The following is a 17617-nucleotide window of genomic DNA, read 5'->3' as shown; positions in this document are numbered from 1 at the left end:
AAGCTCCAGTTCAAAAACTTCCTAGCCGCCATCAGGGTCGAGGGAGACATCCGGGTGGGTCTGACCGAAAGCAGGACATCCGTCAGCGTAATCCTCGGGGCTTAGGAATCAGCCCGAACGGGTCTTAAAGTCAGTCTTGTCTAGATCGACGAAGTAAAGGATTCCTTCGTCGGTAATGGGGATTCCTACGACCGTCGAAAGCCCATCTTTAAGCAGTGAGAAAAACTAAATTCGGCATCTTGCAGGCCACGTCGTACTAAAACATGCTTATGGAACAAGGTGTGACAACAGCCACAAGCCCGGACCGGGAGTGGAAAGACAAGAACGTGAAAGCCTGCGCAGGATCAACCTCCAGCACACACTCCGGAAACGGAATCACGGTAAGGCAAGAACGGCGTACGCGACGGCGGCCAGGCGCCGCCGTCCTAACTCCCGGTGTTCTTCTGCTCAGTGTGAGACATAGCCGGCCCTGAACTGCCACATCAACAACTTAATCAACAACAATGCGCACCCGCGCACCGGAAGCGAAACAGACGCCCACGACGGCGTTCCATGAGGAGAAAAAATGATCAAGAAGCTAGCAGTGGCAGGCACCGCAGTGCTTGCACTGACACTTTCGGCCTGCGGCGGAGGTGACACCGGCGGCACTCCGGGGGAGGGGGCTACTGGCGGAACACTGACGCTTTCCATTTCGCAGGACATGAAAAGCTGGGACCTGGCCGAAGCCGGTCTCGGTCACTCCGAGCAGTATTACCAGCCGGTTTTTGACCCGCTGCTCAGGCTGGACCAACAGGGCGAGGTCAAAGAGAACCTTGCGACATCCTGGACCTACGATCCGGCGCTGACGACCCTCACGCTAAAGTTACGGACCGACGTTAAATTCAGCGACGGTTCGGCCCTTGACTCCACTGCAGTCAAGACCAGCCTCCTGCACGCCAAGGCAGGTACCGGCGAATCTGCGGCCAAACTCAAGTCCATTGACGACGTGCAGGCACCAGACCCCAGTACCGCCGTCGTCAAACTTACCGCACCCGATCCGGGACTGCTGCGAAACTTTGCCAACGTTCCCGGGATGATTGCCAGTTCCACCGCGCTTACGGCCGCCTCTGGTCCAGTGGGCTCCGGCCCCTACAAGCTTGACGCCTCCGCCTCAACCGCCGGAACGGAATACGTCTTCGTCGGCAATCCGGATTACTGGAACAAGAAAGACTTCCCTTTCGACACCATTGTGATGAAGACCCTGGATGACCCTACGGCGGAGACCAACGCGCTGCTTGCTGGCCAGGTCGACGGCGCGAGCATCACACCGGACAGAATCCCCGCACTTGAAGGTGGCGGGCTGGACATCACAAAATTCTATTCAGGGATCGTTGAGGGACTCTACATCTGGGACCGCGCCGGAAAGATCACCCCTGCCCTGGCCGACGTCCGCGTTCGCCAGGCCTTGAATTATGCCTTCGACACGAAGGCAATTGTCAAGGTCGCCAAGAAAGGCCTGGGCGAAACGACCACACAGCACTTCGCCCCTGACAGCGAGGCCTTTTCGGCCGACCTGGACAAGAAGTACGGCTACGATCCGGCCAAGGCCAAGGCGCTCCTGGCTGAGGCCGGCTACGCCGGCGGCTTCGACGTCGTCATGCCCGACATCTCGACGCTGTTCCCCGAGGCCCAGGCTGCCATGGTGGAACAGCTCGGTGCCGTGGGTGTCCGCGTGCAGCTTGACAAGATCCCCTTCTCGCAGTTCATGCCGTCACTGCTCCAGGGCAAGTACGCCCTGTCCTATTTCAAGACCGGCTCGACGGACCCGTGGAATGTGATCCAGCTGCTCGTCAAGGAAAAGGCAACATGGAACCCTCTGGGCTACAAGGACGACCATGCTCTTGACTTGGTGAACCGGATCAGCCTTGCCACCGGCGAAGAGCAGGACAAGCTGTATAAGGAACTGAACGAGTACATGGTTGACCAGGCTTGGGACGCACCGTGGAACTTCGTCCAGGACGTTTATGCCTCGTCTAAACGCGTCCAGGTAACGACGCAGCCGTACTCGATGCTGCCTCCCATCTACAACTTCAAGCCGGCCAGCTAGTCCAGCTAATTCGGGCCGCAACCTACAAAGGAGGATGCCATGGTCTCGTTTCTGCTCCGGCGCCTGTTAGCCGGAATCACCCTTGTACTTCTCGTTGCCAGCGCAACATTTGTCATGCTGAATTTCACGGGAGCCGACATCGCGCGCAACATCGTAGGAGAAACCGCGACGCCGGAGCAGGCCTGGGCCAAGGCAACCGAACTGGGCTTGGACGAGCCCCTAGCGCTTCGCTACATCGAATGGCTGGGTGCCACGCTGACAGGAGACCTGGGTAAATCCTGGTTCACCACGGTCCCGGTAGGCACGACGCTCCAGACAGCGCTCCCAGTCACTCTTTCCATCATTCTGGGCGCCCTGATCATTTCAGCCCTCGTCAGCGTCGTGCTCGGATCGCTTGCCGCTGTGCGGGCAGGCTGGTTCGACAAGACCGTGCAATTCTCCGCAGTACTTGCCGATGCTGTCCCCGGATTCCTTGTGGCCTTGGCACTGGCGCTTGTGATTGCCGTCAACTTCGGCTGGCTGCCCGCCACCGGATACGTGCCCTACCAACGCTCGGTTGTCGAATGGCTGCGGTCCATCACGCTTCCCTCCATAGCGCTTGCATTCGGCGCCATCGCGGCCACAACATTGCAGCTGCGCGGCTCGATGTTCGACGTACTGCAAAGGGACTACGTCCGTACGCTCCGCAGCCGCGGACTGACTGAAAACAGCATTGTCTTCAAACACGCGCTGCGGAACGCAGCTCCGCCTGCGCTCACAGTGCTGTCACTCCAATTCATCGGCCTGGTGGGCGGCGCGGTCATCGTGGAAAAGGTCTTCGGACTCCGCGGGATCGGCAGCTTGGCCACGGCAGCCGCAGTACAAGGCGACGCGCCGGTGGTGCTCGGAGTCGTCATCGTCATGGTCCTGCTCGTGGTGGCAGTAAATCTCGTCGCCGACCTGGCCTACGGTTGGCTGAATCCAAAGGTGCGTGCCGAATGAGTGTCCCCCCTACCGACGGACTTGTCGTTGTCCCCAGCGCGCCTGTACGCCGCCGCCACCTGATGGTCCGGCTGCTGCATGATCCCGTCGCGGTTGCAGCGCTGGTCATCCTGGCGCTGTTGGCGGCAGCCAGTGTCCTTGCACCCGTCCTGACGAGCCACGACCCGATAAGGTCATCTCTTTTCGACACACTGGCGCCCATGGGCCCTGATCATCCGCTTGGAGCCGACGGCGTCGGCCGGGACGTGTGGGCACAACTGCTCTACGGGGCACGGACCAGCCTCGCAGCAGCCCTCGTTGCTGTCGCTGTAGCGTTCGCCGTGGGTATCCCTGCCGGCCTGCTTGGCGGCTACTACCGAGGAAAAGCTGATGCCATCCTGTCGTGGGCCAGCAACTTCATGATGGCCGTCCCGGCGATTATCGTGCTGCTGGTGGTCATGGCTGCTGTCAGCCAGAGCACGTACGTGGCCATGGCCGTTCTGGGCCTGATCATTTCACCATCGGTGTACAGGCTCATCCGGGCCTCCGTTGTGTCAGTTCGTGAAGAGCTGTATGTTGACGCTGCCAGAGTGTCCGGGCTGACTGACGGCAGGATCATGCGGCGCCATATTCTGCCGGTGGTCCAGGCTCCCTCCATCATTCAGGCGGCCCAGATATTCGGTGTTGCCATCAGCATCCAGGCGGGCCTGGCGTTCCTTGGCCTGGGCTCACCGTCGGAAACAAGCTGGGGCGCCATGCTTAACGACGCCTTCGCCAATATCTACACCGCCCCTATGCTGCTCCTTTGGCCGGCGCTTGCCATCTGCCTGACGACGACCTCGTTGGCTCTGCTCGCCAATGCGCTTCGGGACGCATTGGGCGGCAAAAAGGTCCGGCAGAAGAGTTCCGTTCAGCGGCCAAAGACATCCGTGAGGCCCGCCCGCGGAGCCAAATCAGCAAAGCCTGCGGTGCGTAATCTTGGAGCCGAGCTGCTCCGGGTGGACAACCTCAAAGTGACCTACCCGGTCGACGGCGGCACGAGGACCGTCGTGGATGGTGTCTCCCTCGTGGTGGAGCGCGGCAAGGTCCTCGGACTGGTCGGCGAATCCGGCTCGGGCAAGTCCCAGACGGCTTTCTCCCTTCTGGGACTTCTCCCGCCGGAAGCGGGCATGCAGGCAGATGGCATCAGGTTCGACGGCGACGAACTGGGTGGGTTGGGCCGGGGTGCCATGAACCGGTTCCGCGGCAAGCGGATCGCCTATATCCCTCAGGAACCCATGTCCAACCTGGACCCGTCCTTCACCGTCGGATCGCAGCTTGTTGAACCCGTGCGCCAGCATCTTCGCATCTCGGCGCGGGCAGCCAAAGCAAAGGTTCTCTCGCTCCTCGAAAGGGTTGGCATCACCGAACCGGGAAGGGTCTTCGATTCCTATCCGCATCAGATCTCTGGGGGCATGGCACAGCGCGTTCTCATTGCCGGTGCTGTTTCGTGCGACCCGGATTTGCTGATCGCGGACGAACCGACGACCGCGCTTGACGTGACCGTCCAGGCAGAGATTCTCGACCTCATCCGTTCCCTGCAGGACGAACGCAATATGGGAGTCATCCTGGTGACGCATGACTTTGGCGTGGTCGCAGATATCTGTGACCGGGTAACTGTCATGCGTTCCGGAAAACTCGTAGAAACAGCCGACGTGGCTGAGCTTTTCGCGAATCCGCAGGCCGACTACACCAGGATGCTGCTTGCTTCCACTCTGGAAGACGCAAAACCACGCACCGCACTGAAGGGGCCCGCCGTCGGGCGCCGGGACCGGACCGCCTGATGGGAACCGACATGACAAATCTCGAACTGCCCGCCGGAACATCCGGGGACGGCGGGGGAAACCCGTTGCTCCGCGTGGACAACATCAGAGTGGAGTACCCGTCCAAGAAATGGCGCAGAGCCGGGTTCGTCGCGCTGGATGGAGTGTCCTTGGACGTCCAGGCCGGTGAAACCGTGGGAATCGTTGGTGAATCGGGATCAGGAAAAACGACACTGGGGCGTGCCGTCCTCGGCCTCGCTCCCGTGACCGGCGGGTCGATCGTTTATGACGGGCGGGAGATCTCCTCGATGAGGCGATCCGAGAGGCGCTCCCTCAGTGATGAGATTCAAGTTGTCTTCCAAGACCCTTACACGTCCCTGAACCCGGCGCTGACGGTGCTGGACATCCTGAGTGAACCGCTGCTGATGTCCGGAACGGGCAGGGCAGCCGCTGAAAAGCGCGTCCGGGACCTGCTCGACCAGGTGTACCTGCCGTCCGACGCCGCCCAGCGGCTCCCCCGGGAGTTCTCCGGCGGACAGCGCCAACGGATTGCGATTGCCCGCGCACTGTGCCGGGATCCCCGCCTGATCGTCTGCGACGAACCCGTCAGCGCCCTGGACCTGTCGAATCAGTCCCGCGTCCTGGATCTCTTCATCGAGATACAAGAGCGGACAGGCGTCGCGTACCTCTTCGTGACCCATGACCTCTCCGTTGTCCGCTACATCAGCCACCGTGTTGCGGTCATGTACAAGGGAGGCATCGTCGAGACCGGTGATGCGGCCGTGGTCACTGCCCATCCCGTGGAGGCATACACCCGGCGGCTGCTCCTGGCAGCCCCCGTGCCGGACCCCCAACGCCAGGCTGTGAGGAGGGCCGCCCGGAAGCAATTTGACGCAGCCCAGCGTGAGGCAACCCGGATTGGCGCTTAGAAAACCATCACTTCCCGGCAGGTCCTCATCACCGCCGCCGCGCCGGAATCATTGAACGGATCACCTTGAAAAAAACCCTGAACGTGGGCATCATCGGCGCGGGCTTCGCGGCAGATTTCCACGCCGAGGCTCTTAAACGTGTCACGGGGACCGATGTCAGACTCGTCGGCATCGTCGGAGGAAACCGTCAGCGGGCCGAAAACTTAGCTCGTCGCCACGGAATCCCGGACGTGTTTGGCAGCATTGCAGAACTCCTGGCACAGCCGCAGATCGATGTGGTGTGTGTCTGCGTCCCGAGCGGGGCGCACGCTGACGTGGTGATAGCTGCCGCCAACGCCGGTAAACACGTCATCTGCGAGAAGCCACTGACAGGATCCTTCGGTGAGCATGCCAACGGCACCGCCGTTGACGACGTGGAACGAACCAGGGCCTCCATGGTTGACATCGAAGCCGCCGTGAACTCTGCCGGTGTGACCTTCTGCTACGCGGAGAACTGGGTCTACGCTCCCGCCATGACCCGGACGAAACAACTCCTGGCTTCGTCCGGAGGATCCATCCTGGACATCCGGGCCGAAGAAGGGCACAGCGGCTCCCACTCACCGCTGCCCGGCGCAGGGACACTGCCGGTGGAGGATCTCTCATGACACTCGGCGCACACCCCATTGCCACCGCGATCCACTTGAAGACCTTCGAGGCGAGCCTGGCCGGCGTCCATATCGGTGTCGACTGGGTGTCGGCCCAGACGGCACGCCTCCATGAATCCGACGCTGCCCGAAGGTCTCCGGCACATGGTTGGATCATCTCCGAGTGGGAAAATGTGGAGACCTGGGCCAATGTCGTCCTCGGCTTCAGCGACGGCAGCCGGGCAGTTGTGACGGCCTCGTTCGCCATGCTGGAGAACCGCCGAGTGCAACTGGGACTGTCACTGCAGGCCACATCATGATCCGGGAACTGAACCACGTCGGCCTGTTCGTACAGGACATGGGAAAGTCATTGTCCTTTTACCGCAACGCTTTGGGCGGGACAGTGACCTTCCGGGGCGTCCGCACCGCCGGGCCAAACGAAATCGCCTACGTCCGGTTCGGCAGCGGCCTGGTGGAGCTGATTTCCGGACCCGCCCCGGATCCGAGCTGGGGCGACCGGGGCCTGCATCACCTTGGATTCATCAGCGATGACCTCGACGCCGATTACTCGCTGCTCGCGGAAGCCGGCGCCACACCGTGGAGACCGCCAACACAGGCGGGAACAGGCGGCGGCCGTGTTGCCTTCCTCCTGGACCCCAACGGAATCCGGGTAGAACTCCTGGAGCGCGAAGGCAAGCCCCAAGCATCGGAGGCCGATCCGCCGGGTCCGGCGGTACTTGACCACTTCTCCATCACTGCAGCCAACCACGACGCGGCCACGTCGTTTTACGGCGACGCCATGGGCATGGAAACCCTGCCCCTTGGGACTGGAACGAACGCAGCGCATCAGGTCTCCTACCTCGCGATGGGGCCTGACGTCCTGGAAATTCACTCCTACACCCCGCCGCGATCCGGTTCGCTTATTGGCCACATTGCCTTCTGCGTGGCCGATGTCCCCGAGGCCTTGAACGCGCTTGCGCGGAACGGCATCGGTGCCGCCCCGGGATATCCGCGGCCTGCCCGCGGCAACTCGGGCTCCATGGCACTGGTCCACGACCCTGACGGTAACGAGGTGGAACTCCTTGACCGGCTCCCCCTGCATGGAGGCGCGTCGCCGAGCGCCGCGTTCGGCACCGACGAACAGTCCGCGGAAGTTGCGGTGGGCCGGTGACCAGTTGCCACGCCACAACGCCGGAACTGGCAGACCTTGGGATAGTCCAGGCGGCGCGGGGCCTGCGCGCGCGGGAGTACTCAGCCGTGGAACTGCTGGCGGCCTGCCAAACGAGAATCGCGCGCGTCAACGGCGGGCCGCCCAGTTTCGATGGAGACCCCTCTCGCATCAATGCCTGGGTCCGGCTGTACCCCCAGAAAGCCTTGGTGGCCGCCCGGGAGGCAGACCGGACGCTGGGCATCCGGGGCCGCGATTCTCCGCTGATGACAGGGATTCCCGTCGGCCTCAAGGATATCTTTGCCGTTCAGGGACTTCCCCTGACGGCGTCGAGCCGCGTCCTGAACGAACGGCCTGAACGGGTGAACAGCACGGTGTGGGAGAACCTCGCCCATGCTGGTGCCGTCCTGGTCGGCCACACGCATACGCATGAGTTTGCCTTCGCAGGCTCCTGCGACCAGTCCGGCAACCCCTGGAACGCCGCCGCTTCACCTGGCGGTTCCAGCGGCGGTTCCGCGGCAGCCGTTGCGGCTGGGATGGTGCCTGCAGCAGTCGGCACCGACACCGGCGGGTCGGTACGGGTTCCGGCCGCCTTCTGCGGAATATCGGCGATTCGTCCTTCCACCGGCCGGATTGGAACCGTGGGGGTTCATCCGCTTGCCCCGACCTTTGACACGCCCGGACCCATGGCGCGTTCCGTTGCCGATGCCGCTGTGCTGCTCTCGGCCATGGAGGGCCGGGACCGGGGACGGCCCGACGGGTTCGCCGCTACTGGCAAGGCCCGGCCGCTCACGGGTCGCCGCATCGCGCTGACCAGCCGTCCCGACGCCCTCGATCTCGATCCTGACGTCGCCGAGGGCTACGAGCAGACGCAGCTGGCCTTGATTCGGCTCGGGGCGTCACTGGTCCATGTGGAACTTCCGCCACCCCTGGCAGGAGTTGAAGATTTCGAGACAATCTTCCAAGCGGAGGCGCAGTTCCATCACCGGGCCTACTCGGACCGTCTCGCCCTTTACCGGGCGTCGACGAGGGCCACACTGACACGTAGCGCACCGGATACCCGATCGCGGGAGTACCAGCGGGCGCGACACAACCGGCGGCGGGAGTCGGAGTCCTGGCGGGCATGGATGAAACATCATCACCTGGACGCTGTTCTTGAGCCGGTTTCCCCCGTGCTTGCGCCCCTGCGTGGCCACGGCTATGACCCCGACGCCGCACAACCGCCCCTGGGGGCGCTGGTGCTGCAGTGGCCGCTGCTGGGCTTCCCCGTGGTGGCCTTGCCATCGGGCGTGGGCAGTAGGAGCGGTATGCCCATAGGGATGGCCCTGATCGGAAACAGGAACGGGGACGACGCCGTCATCCGGCTGGCCATCGACCTTCAGGAGCGGGAACTCCCCTCGCTGCCGGTTTCCCCAATGGCGTTGGGCTGAGCACCGTAACGGCATCACCCCACACAGCCGAAAGGCGCCCAGCTCCTAACGGAGCCGGGCGCCTTTTCCGCGTGCGGACAGGCTCTGACACTATTGGCCAATCTCAGGCGTTGCCGGTCCCCGCCGCTCGCAGGTCCTTCCGGATGATGCCGGACTGGATGATGACCCGGATGTTCTCCGGTTCGCCCAGCACCGAGACATCAGCGGCGGGGTTGGACGAGAGCACCAGCAGGTCCGCTTGGAGCCCTGCCCTGATTGTGCCGGTGACACCGTCAACACCCAGCAGCCGGGCGCCATTTGATGTCGCCGCTGTGATGGCATCGAGCGGTTTCATGCCGAGATCCACCAGCCACTGGAGCTCCTGGGCGTTGGCTCCGTGAGGGCTGACACCGGCGTCGGTGCCCATGGCCACGGGGACCCCGCGTTCAATGGCCCGGGCGATATTGATGCGCGTCCGCTCGGCCCAGCGGGCCTTCTTGTCGCGTTGCTTCTCACTGGCGGTGGGTGAGGTGTGGAATAACGTGGACAACGTCGGTACCAGGAACACGCCGCTTTCCAAAGCCAGATCGCAGGCTTCGTCAGTTATGCCGTAGCCGTGCTCGATGCTGGCCACCCCGCCCCGGATGGCGTTGAGGATTCCGGCGGTGCCCTGTGCATGGGCCGCAACCTTCTTGCCCCGATGCCGGCGTGCCTCGTCAACGACCGCGCGGATTTCGTGTTCGCTGAGGTCCTCGTCGTCGGGGTCGTCGTGCGGGCTGCCCATTCCGCCGGTTGCGCAGATCTTGATGAGGTCGGCGCCGTCCCGGAACTGGGTGCGGACAGCAACGCGCAGCGACGTCTCGTCGTCGGCGATGGTGGTGAAATGGGCGGCGGCGTTGATCCCGTTCTGCAGGGTGCAGTCGCAGTGGCCGCCGGTGTGTCCCAGTATCTTGCCCGCGGTAAGCATCCGTGGTCCGGCGATGACGTCTGTTTCCTGGGCAGTGGCAAATCCCTGAGGAACGCCGCCAAGGTCCCGCACTGTGGTGATGCCAGAAAGTAGCGTTCGGCCCATCCGCTCGGCCACGCCGAACGTATTGAGCACCGGGTCACGCTGCGCGGCAGTCAACGCCTGGCCTGGCTCGAACGAGAGATGGACGTGCGCGTCGATGAGTCCGGGCAGAAGAGTGAGGCCCGACAGGTCCTCCACGCACCGGTCATCACGCGGCGGTGCGGAAGCATCCGGCCCGGCGTAGGAAATCGTCCCGGACTCTCCGATGATGACCGTCCAGCCGCGCTGCGGCGCAGCCCCCGATCCGTCAATGACGGTGGCGCCTTCGAGCCGTCGAGCGACGGGGCCGCGTTGGGGATTAGCGTCGTCAGACAGCAATTCCAGCCGCCCATTCGGCACACAGCCGCACGCTGTCCTCCGGTGTCGCCTGCGCCCCACGGTCCACTTCCATGACCAGCCAGCCGTCGTAATTGGCCGGCAGAGCGGCCAGGACGCCGTCGAGATCATTAGAGCCCTGACCCGGCTCAGCCCAAATGCCTGCGCGAACCGTTCGCCGATAGTCCCATTCCTCAGCTTTGGCCTGGTCAAGAACGGCCTGCTGGTAGTCCTTGACGTGCACGCCGGCTACACGGTCCGCGTAGTCCCGGATCAGCTGGGCCGGATCGGCTCCTGCCCACGCGAGATGCCCCATATCGGGGCCGAAGGCCAGGACGCCACTGTCGACGCTGTCCAGCACAAAGCGGGTCTCCTGGTCGGTTTCCACCCACGTGCCGACGTGCGGGTGGAGCGCGGGGGTAATGCCGAAGCTTCGGACTGTCTCTGCGGCACTGGCCAGCAGGTCACGCGCCCTGTTCAGGCGGTCGGCATCGAAGTCGTATCCAACTCCCGGCCGGCGGACTCTTGCGGCTTCCTTGTCCATGCCCATAGCCAGGAAGACGGTGGGAACGTCCAGTTCCGCATGCTCGCTACTGATCTTCCTGATCCGTTCTTCGATAATCAGGTTCTGGGCCGGATCATCGGACAGCAGAACTGCTATGTAGCCTGGGGCTGCAGCCAGCCCATGGTCTTTGAGGCAGGCGGCGTAATCGCCTGAAGTCATTCCGGCAGGAACTGCAGAATGCACGGCCCGGATTCCTGCCTCGCTGATGAAGCGCAGCTGGTCATCGAGGGACGGCGCCAAGGCAGGGTCTATCCAGCCGTCATCGGTTGCGATCCATTGGAGCGGGTTAATCGCAATGCGGTCCAGAGTGATTTTCACTGGTGGTTCCTGTCGCTTGTTGTGGGGGATCAGTTTGAGTACTGCGTGCTGTAGATGGTCGGTCGCGGTTCAGGGCGAGAGCAGGTGCTGAGAATATTTACCGGGGCGCCGCTGTCTTCGGATTCCTGGAATGCGCCCAGAACCTCCAGCGTGTGAAAGGCAAATTCGCCGTTTACCCGCAGGCTCGACCCGCTTAGTGCTCCCGCCAGATCGGCCACTCCCAGGCCGCGCATGTACTGGTCAGGCGTTCCGACGCGTCCGAAGGGCTCTGTGACTGGCTCCAACGTCCGCCATTCGACGTCGTTGAGGTTCTTGATGCGGACATCACCGTCGAATGTGTTCGGATTCGGCAACGACAATGTTCCCTCGGTGCCGTAGATCTCCATGTAGGGAAGTTCTGTGTGCCAGACGTCAAAGCTCATGACTGTGGTGGCCACCGCGCCGGAGGTGAATGAGAGGCTGGCGGAGGCATGCGTAGGCACCGTTACCTCGACAAAGTCCACGGCACGGTCCGGTGCCGATACCGGACGGCGGCGCAGCCCGGTCCGCGTTGAGGCGAAGACCTGCTGCACCGGGCCCAGGAGGTTGACGAGGTTGGCAACATAGTAGGGCCCCATGTCCAGCACGGGGCCGCCACCGGCGCCGAACAGGAACCCCGGGTTCGGATGCCAGGTTTCGGCCCTGCTGTGACGGACAAATGCTGTGGCGCCAATCGGTTCTCCAATCATGCCGTCGTCGAGTGCACGGCGCGCCGTCTGGTTGGCACTGCCGAGAAACGTGTCGGGCGCCGAGGCGACAGTCAGGCCGGCGTCCCTGGCATAGTTCAGAACCGCACGGGCATCGACCTTGCTGAGGGCCAAGGGCTTTTCTACGTACACATGCTTCCCCGCCTGCAAGGCGGCAATGATGGTAGACGCATGAAAAGCCGGGGGAGTCAGGTTGACGACAATCTCGACGGCAGGGTCCTCGTACAGCTCCTCGGGAACGCCGAAGGCGGGTATCCCGTACGTGGCAGCCGCTTCACGCGCCCGTTCGACGTCCATATCGGCGACGTGCACGATTTCCAGTTCGGAAAACCTCTGCATGCCTTCGACATACCTGGGGAAAATGTTCCCGCATCCGAGGATGCCGATCTTACGGGGGGCGGATGAATCTGCCATTGTTCTCCTTCGGAGCGTGACGCCGGGACGGAAATTCCTTAGACGGTGCGTAGGGCGTACCTCAAGGGTTCTTTAGTTCATCCAGCGCAACAAGATGCCGTAAAAAGTCCGATTCAAAACTTAATTCGGCCAAAAAGTACAACGAGTGCGGGGCCGATACCATGGGTGTGGGGGCTATTTAGCCGTTGACGCCGACAAAGGGGGGGGCTTAAGTTCAGCTCATGCCAGATAACAAAACCGCTCACTTGCCCGATGTAATTCCACTGGCCATGATGACCGTATTGCGGAGCGTCGCATTGGACGGAGCGACCAGCCGTGCGGAAATCTCGCGTTTGACCGGGCTTGCCCGGTCCACCGTCGGGCAGCAGGTTGAAGTCCTGCTGGGCTGTGGGTTGCTGACCGAAGAGATCATGGACTCAAGCGTCCGCGGTCGGCCCCCTCATGTACTTGCTGTCAGCACTACCGCCGGTACCATCGCGGTAGCTGACGTCGAGGTCAATGCCGTACGGCTGGCAGTGACGGATCTGTCCGGTACCCTGATCCTTCGATCAGCACTCACAGTCGACCTGGCCCGCGGTCCGGAAGCCATTCTGGGCGATCTCGCGTCTGAATGGCGGGACATGCTGAGCAGAAGCGGCCATGATCCGGATGGCATACGTCAGATCGTTGTGGGATTGCCGGCGCCAGTCGACTACCAGCGGGGCTGTGCTGTGCGCCCGCCAGGAATGCCGGGCTGGGACAGTTTTCCCGTCGGTAGTTTCTTGTCGCAGGAGTTCAACGTTCCGGTCTTTGTCGACAACGACGCGAACCTGGCAGCCCTTGGCGAGACCGCGCGGGGCAAGGACACGGAAAAGCCGTTGCTTGCGGTAAGAATCTCCTCAGGAATCGGCGCCGGACTGGTCACCGCCAACGGCGAAGTGCATCGAGGCGCCGACGGGGCAGCTGGAGACATCGGCCACATCCGGGTTCCGGGATATGAGGAGGTGCTCTGCAGTTGCGGGAAGCGCGGGTGCCTGGAAGCGGTCGCGTCGTGCACCGCAGTCCTGGCGGACCTTGAGCTCACCGGTGGCAATGACCCGGAGGCGGGTGTGAAGCAGTTGGTGCACCTGCTCGCAACGGGCGATGCCAAGACGCTGAGCCGAGTCCGTGACGCCGGAGCTGTCGTCGGTGAGATCATGGCAACCCTGGTTCATGTCTACAACCCCCGGACGCTGGTCCTCTCCGGCCCCATGACAGAGGCCTGTGACGATCTGCTGTCGGAGGTTCGATCTGTGGTCTACCGGCAGGCATTGCCGCTAGCCACGCGGAAACTGGTTATTACCGCTACTCGACTTGAACAGACGGCCGGTTTGATCGGCGGTGTCGTGCTGGCCGTACGTGAGGTTTTCAGCGACAAGGGAATGGAATCACTTATCACCTCGGTGGCGACATCGCGTAAGTCCCCGCCACCTCTGCAATTCCCGCCCGTGGGGAGCGGGGACAATAATAGGCAGCCTGGAACGGCACAGCTGCCGGCCGCCGACTGGCGGTAACTGAAACCCTGGCTCCTAGACCTGTCCGGAGTGGCTGAACGATTCTGGCGAGGCCAGGGGCAGCTCGAAAGCAAAAGTTGCACCGCGCGACTCGTTTTCTTGCCCACATCCCATAAGTGAATTCCTTACCAAAGTCAGGAATTGCTGGGTGCGGCGACGAAGAATCACCAATTGTTGGGCCCTGATCAGGCATTTAGGTTTGAAACAGAAGATATCCGATGCCGACCTTAAGCCTGAGCTTGTACTCGATCCTCAGGACAAAGCTATGGCATTGGCCGCGAAGTCGTTGACGAATTCGTGCTGGACACGGCCAAGTAGACCGGAAGGGCAGCTAGCGGAAGGCATCAGGTTTCGGCATTGCGAAGCCTCGCGCCTTTCGGTTTGGGCGCCCGTGACCAACCGAGCGATGATGCTCTTGCCTCGCAATTGATAGCCCTGTTCGAAGGCTTGCGCCTCCAATGGCTTCTCGATCCAGGCTCGCCGGACATGGCGGGCGAACTGCGTCTTTTTTCTCGAAGGGGTTTCGAGCGAGAAACGCTAAGGAAAGCCAGCCACCCAAAACACCCAAGTAGGAGATCCCATGCGCGCACGCGCCCGCGTCATAATCGACAACGACTTCTCGGGTGACCCCGACGACCTGTTCCAGTTAGCCCATCATGTGTTGAGCACGTCAGTCGAAATACCGTTCGTTATCGGTTCACACCTGTCCCCTGGCGACCCGTGGGACCCCTCAACGACCCAAGCCGACAACGCCGCCCGTATAGCGCGCGACTTGCTGGACCTTATCGGCAGCGACATCCCAGTCGTCACTGGGAGCAACGTCAGAATTCCCGACATGGCGACGCCGGCACCGAGCGCGGCGTCAGCGGCCATCATTCGGGAGGCGCTCCGGGACGACACTGATACGCAGCTCTTCATTGCACTTGGTGCAGGCATGACCGACCTCGCAAGTGCGCTTCTGATCGACCCACGCATCGCCCACCGGATAACGGCATTGTGGATCGGCGGCCCGGAGCATCCCGGAATGAGCCTGCCATTTCCCGCTCCTACGCAGATCGAGTACAACCTCAACATAGACGTCCCGGCTGCCCAGGTGGTCTTCGATTCCGCTGTGACGCTGTGGCAGGTGCCACGGGATACTTATCGTCAAGCGCTCGTCTCCCTCGCGGAGCTCGATGCTCGAGTACGGCCCCACGGGAAGCTCGGCCAGATGCTTGCGGCCAGCATCGACGGCATCCGCGCACGTTTCGAGGATCACGGGAAGAGTTTTGGGGAAACCTACTGTCTTGGCGACCAACCGCTTGTCCTGCTGACTGCCTTGCACTCCACCTTCGAGGCCGATCCTTCTTCCAGCACGTATGTGACGATTCCGAAGCCCCGACTGACCCCGGAGGGGTGGTATGAACCTCGCGAGAACGGCCATCCAATGCGCGTCTACACCCGGATCGACACGCGCCTGATGTTCGAGGACATGTACTTCAAGATCGCCAAAGCGGCCGAGGCCTAATACAAACTATTGCTGGACTGGAACGGCCCCCTGCGCCAGGTTCTCCGGAACTCAACGAGGCCGGGTGCGGCTACTTGGGGGATTCGACCACAACTCATGGCATGAATAGGTTCGCACTCTTACCGGCATCTTGTTAGAGCCAGCTGCGCAGGCCACGCGTTTTGCCCGCGTCGCCGTTGATGGCTCAGGGATGCGAGCCATGATGGCATCAGCAGGACCGCTGCAAGTCCTTCGCCGGGCTATAGCCCGCGACCCGAGTGGAGTCTGGCTCAACGTTCCGCACCGGGAACCGTTAGTAGGCGGAACACGTCCTTCGTACGTCACTGCAGTCAGCGGTGAGCCCGCAGGGATCAGTGCCCTCCTTAACTGGATGCCCGGAGCGCTTGGGCGTACTTTTCGACACGCTTGAGTGTCCCGGCATCGTGGGGACCCCACTCCGGGTGCGGAGTATCGGAACCGGCGTAGGGTTCATCCCGGTAGTGGCGCTGGTACTCGGCGAGCTTCCGTTCCAGTTCGGCACGGATGTCTGCGTAAGCGGGATCGTCGGCTACGTTCCGGATCTCGGTGGGGTCGTTCCGGAGGTCGTACAGTTCCCACTCGGCTTCGAATTCACGCTCGGAGGCGCCGGGGACGCCGAGACCTGCGCCGTAGTAGTGGATGAGCTTGTAGTCCGTGGTGCGAATGCCGTAGTGACCGGGTGCCGCACCGGATCCCCGTCCACCACCGTCCACACACCCTCACCCTCAACCACGAAGCGGAACGCGTTCTGCGAATGGCGGTGCTCCGGCGCTGTTTCCCGGGCGCCCAGGTACTGGATCGCGGCCCACAGCGTGGGAGTGGCGTACGGGGTCCCGGCCAGGCCCGGGTTCGCCAGGGCAATGGCACGGCGCTCCCCGCCCCGGCCCACCGGCACCAAATCACCGGCACGGGCAGCCAACGGGTACAAATCACTCCACCGCCACACATGCGGCACCGCCTTCGGGGACGGGACCATCGGCATCAGGTCCCCAATCTCCGTCCATAACGGAATCAGGTTCTCTTTATCGAAATCCCGGTACAGCTGCTCCAGCTGGAGAGCTTCCTCCGGAGTCGGCTCCGGAAGGGCGTGGCCGGCGGCCACCGATTCATGCGTCGGGTTGTCAGACATGTCATTCCTTCATGTTGGCTGCTGGCTAGGGAAGAAGTTCTGGACGCTGGTGACAGCTACCTACATGGTGATGGCGACCTCATCGCTTGGTTCAAAGCCGAGGCGCCAGGCGCGGACCCACAGTCTGGTTCCTTTTTCTGCTGTGAGGGGACTGCTGTACAGGTTCCAGCGGCGTCCGTCATTCTGTGGAGCTCCGCTAACCTGCTCCAACGCCTCCTGGCGTATTTCACCAGTGGTGATATCGCCGTCGGGACGCGCCTCCCCGCGGAGCGCCAGTTGGCCGCCTCCCTGGGTGTTGGCCGGTCCGCGGTGCATGAGGCACTTGCCGCCCTGGAGATCCTGGGGATTGTGATTGTGCGCCCCGGGTCCGGCACCTACCTTCGCGATGGCATCTCCGAACTCCTGCCGCGCACGTTGAGCTGGGGCCTGATGCTGGGTGCGCCGCGCACCCGTGAACTCGTGGAATTGCGCAGTGGCCTGGAAGTCCAGGCCGCGCAGCTCGCCGCAGACCGGATCATCGATGAGGCCCTTGAGCGCATGCGGGACAACCTGGCCACCATGGCCGAGACGCTCAATGACCTGGCGGTCTTTGTGGAAGCCGATGCCGCATTCCACCGCGAAATCGCCGAAAGCTCCGGAAACCAGGTTCTCAAGGAGTTGCTTCAAAGCATTCGCTCCCTGCTGCGGATCTGGGTGGACCGCGCGCTGACTGACGAAGGGCATGCGGCGGCCGCGCTCAAGGAACACGCCGAAATATTCACCGCTCTTGAGGCGCGTGATTCTGAGGCGGTTACCAAGACCATGCGCTCGCACATGATGACCGCGTCCCGGCGGCTGCTCGCCGGCTTTGACGCCTCGCAGTAGCTTTTCGAGCAGGCTCCTTCTGGTCCAACTGCCGTCCGGCCATTGGTCAACCGGTTGACTTGATGTGGATGGTAATTCCATAATCGGAGAGGGCCTGCCTCACAGGTCCTCTATGAATTTGCTTTAGCGACGCCGGGTATCCGGGCCATAGCAGCCCCGGACA

Annotated in this window: 15 protein-coding genes and 1 pseudogene; 11 read left to right on the top strand and 5 right to left on the bottom strand. The window is 62.6% G+C overall.

Annotation, left to right across the window (positions count from 1 at the left end):
* Positions 1–565: 565 nt before the first annotated feature.
* The 8 genes from AU175_RS01465 to AU175_RS01430 all read left to right on the top strand — a co-directional run bounded on the left by AU175_RS01465 (position 566) and on the right by AU175_RS01430 (position 8998).
* Complete coding sequence (locus AU175_RS01465) at positions 566–2086, top strand: ABC transporter substrate-binding protein (RefSeq protein WP_066285288.1); 1521 nt, start codon at positions 566–568, stop codon at positions 2084–2086.
* 39 nt (positions 2087–2125) lie between these two features.
* Complete coding sequence (locus tag AU175_RS01460; RefSeq protein ID WP_066285287.1) at positions 2126–3067, top strand: ABC transporter permease; 942 nt, start codon at positions 2126–2128, stop codon at positions 3065–3067.
* Positions 3064–4869 carry a dipeptide/oligopeptide/nickel ABC transporter permease/ATP-binding protein gene (locus AU175_RS01455; RefSeq protein WP_066285286.1) on the top strand — a complete coding sequence of 602 codons (1806 nt, stop codon included), beginning with the start codon at positions 3064–3066 and terminating at the stop codon, positions 4867–4869. The genes AU175_RS01460 and AU175_RS01455 overlap by 4 nt, the downstream gene beginning before the upstream one ends.
* 11 nt (positions 4870–4880) lie before the next feature.
* On the top strand, positions 4881–5777 hold the full coding sequence (locus AU175_RS01450) for an ATP-binding cassette domain-containing protein (protein ID WP_066290316.1): 897 nt from the start codon (positions 4881–4883) through the stop codon (positions 5775–5777).
* A gap of 65 nt (positions 5778–5842) precedes the next feature.
* Entirely contained in the window at positions 5843–6421 is a 579-nt protein-coding gene (locus tag AU175_RS01445) for a Gfo/Idh/MocA family protein (protein WP_066285285.1), read from the top strand.
* Positions 6328–6720, top strand: coding sequence for a Gfo/Idh/MocA family protein (locus AU175_RS01440; protein ID WP_442855301.1), 393 nt, complete (start codon positions 6328–6330; stop codon positions 6718–6720). Before AU175_RS01445 ends, AU175_RS01440 begins: the two co-directional genes overlap by 94 nt.
* A complete protein-coding gene (locus tag AU175_RS01435) occupies positions 6717–7571 on the top strand; it encodes a VOC family protein (protein WP_066285283.1) in 855 nt (284 codons plus the stop codon). The genes AU175_RS01440 and AU175_RS01435 overlap by 4 nt, the downstream gene beginning before the upstream one ends.
* Entirely contained in the window at positions 7568–8998 is a 1431-nt protein-coding gene (locus tag AU175_RS01430) for an amidase (RefSeq protein WP_066285282.1), read from the top strand. The genes AU175_RS01435 and AU175_RS01430 overlap by 4 nt, the downstream gene beginning before the upstream one ends.
* Before the next feature lie 103 nt (positions 8999–9101).
* On the opposite strand, the gene AU175_RS01425 is transcribed toward AU175_RS01430, so the two are convergent.
* The 3 genes from AU175_RS01425 to AU175_RS01415 are packed head-to-tail and all read right to left on the bottom strand — an operon-like array spanning position 9102 to position 12404.
* Complete coding sequence (locus AU175_RS01425; protein ID WP_197497002.1) at positions 9102–10364, bottom strand: metal-dependent hydrolase family protein; 1263 nt, start codon at positions 10362–10364, stop codon at positions 9102–9104.
* Positions 10354–11244: a sugar phosphate isomerase/epimerase family protein gene (locus tag AU175_RS01420; protein ID WP_066285281.1), complete on the bottom strand. Its 891-nt coding sequence runs from the start codon at positions 11242–11244 to the stop codon at positions 10354–10356. Before AU175_RS01420 ends, AU175_RS01425 begins: the two co-directional genes overlap by 11 nt.
* A 29-nt stretch (positions 11245–11273) precedes the next feature.
* On the bottom strand, positions 11274–12404 hold the full coding sequence (locus tag AU175_RS01415) for a Gfo/Idh/MocA family protein (protein WP_066285280.1): 1131 nt from the start codon (positions 12402–12404) through the stop codon (positions 11274–11276).
* 245 nt (positions 12405–12649) lie between these two features.
* Between AU175_RS01415 and AU175_RS01410 the strand changes: the two genes are divergently transcribed.
* Together AU175_RS01410 and AU175_RS01405 are read left to right on the top strand one after the other, a co-directional pair.
* Complete coding sequence (locus AU175_RS01410; protein WP_231938416.1) at positions 12650–13936, top strand: ROK family protein; 1287 nt, start codon at positions 12650–12652, stop codon at positions 13934–13936.
* Positions 13937–14516: 580 nt separating this feature from the next.
* On the top strand, positions 14517–15443 hold the full coding sequence (locus tag AU175_RS01405) for a nucleoside hydrolase (RefSeq protein WP_066285278.1): 927 nt from the start codon (positions 14517–14519) through the stop codon (positions 15441–15443).
* 362 nt (positions 15444–15805) lie between these two features.
* Here AU175_RS01405 and AU175_RS01400 read toward each other — a convergent pair whose 3' ends face one another.
* A complete protein-coding gene (locus AU175_RS01400; protein WP_066285277.1) occupies positions 15806–16174 on the bottom strand; it encodes a sulfatase/phosphatase domain-containing protein in 369 nt (122 codons plus the stop codon).
* Positions 16144–16590, bottom strand: a pseudogene (locus tag AU175_RS21065) (cupin domain-containing protein); the annotation flags it as partial. The pseudogene AU175_RS21065 and the gene AU175_RS01400, both read right to left, overlap by 31 nt.
* A 180-nt stretch (positions 16591–16770) precedes the next feature.
* On the opposite strand from AU175_RS21065, the gene AU175_RS01395 reads away from it, so the two are divergent.
* The gene (locus AU175_RS01395; protein WP_066290310.1) at positions 16771–17454 is read left to right on the top strand and encodes a FadR/GntR family transcriptional regulator; all 684 of its coding nucleotides are present in this window, start codon (positions 16771–16773) and stop codon (positions 17452–17454) included.
* Positions 17455–17617 lie beyond the last annotated feature (163 nt).

This window comes from Arthrobacter sp. B6 (assembly GCF_001663775.1).
Lineage (GTDB): Bacteria > Actinomycetota > Actinomycetes > Actinomycetales > Micrococcaceae > Arthrobacter.
The sequence above is the reverse complement of the archived record's forward strand: the minus strand, read 5'-3'. Positions and strand labels throughout refer to the sequence as shown.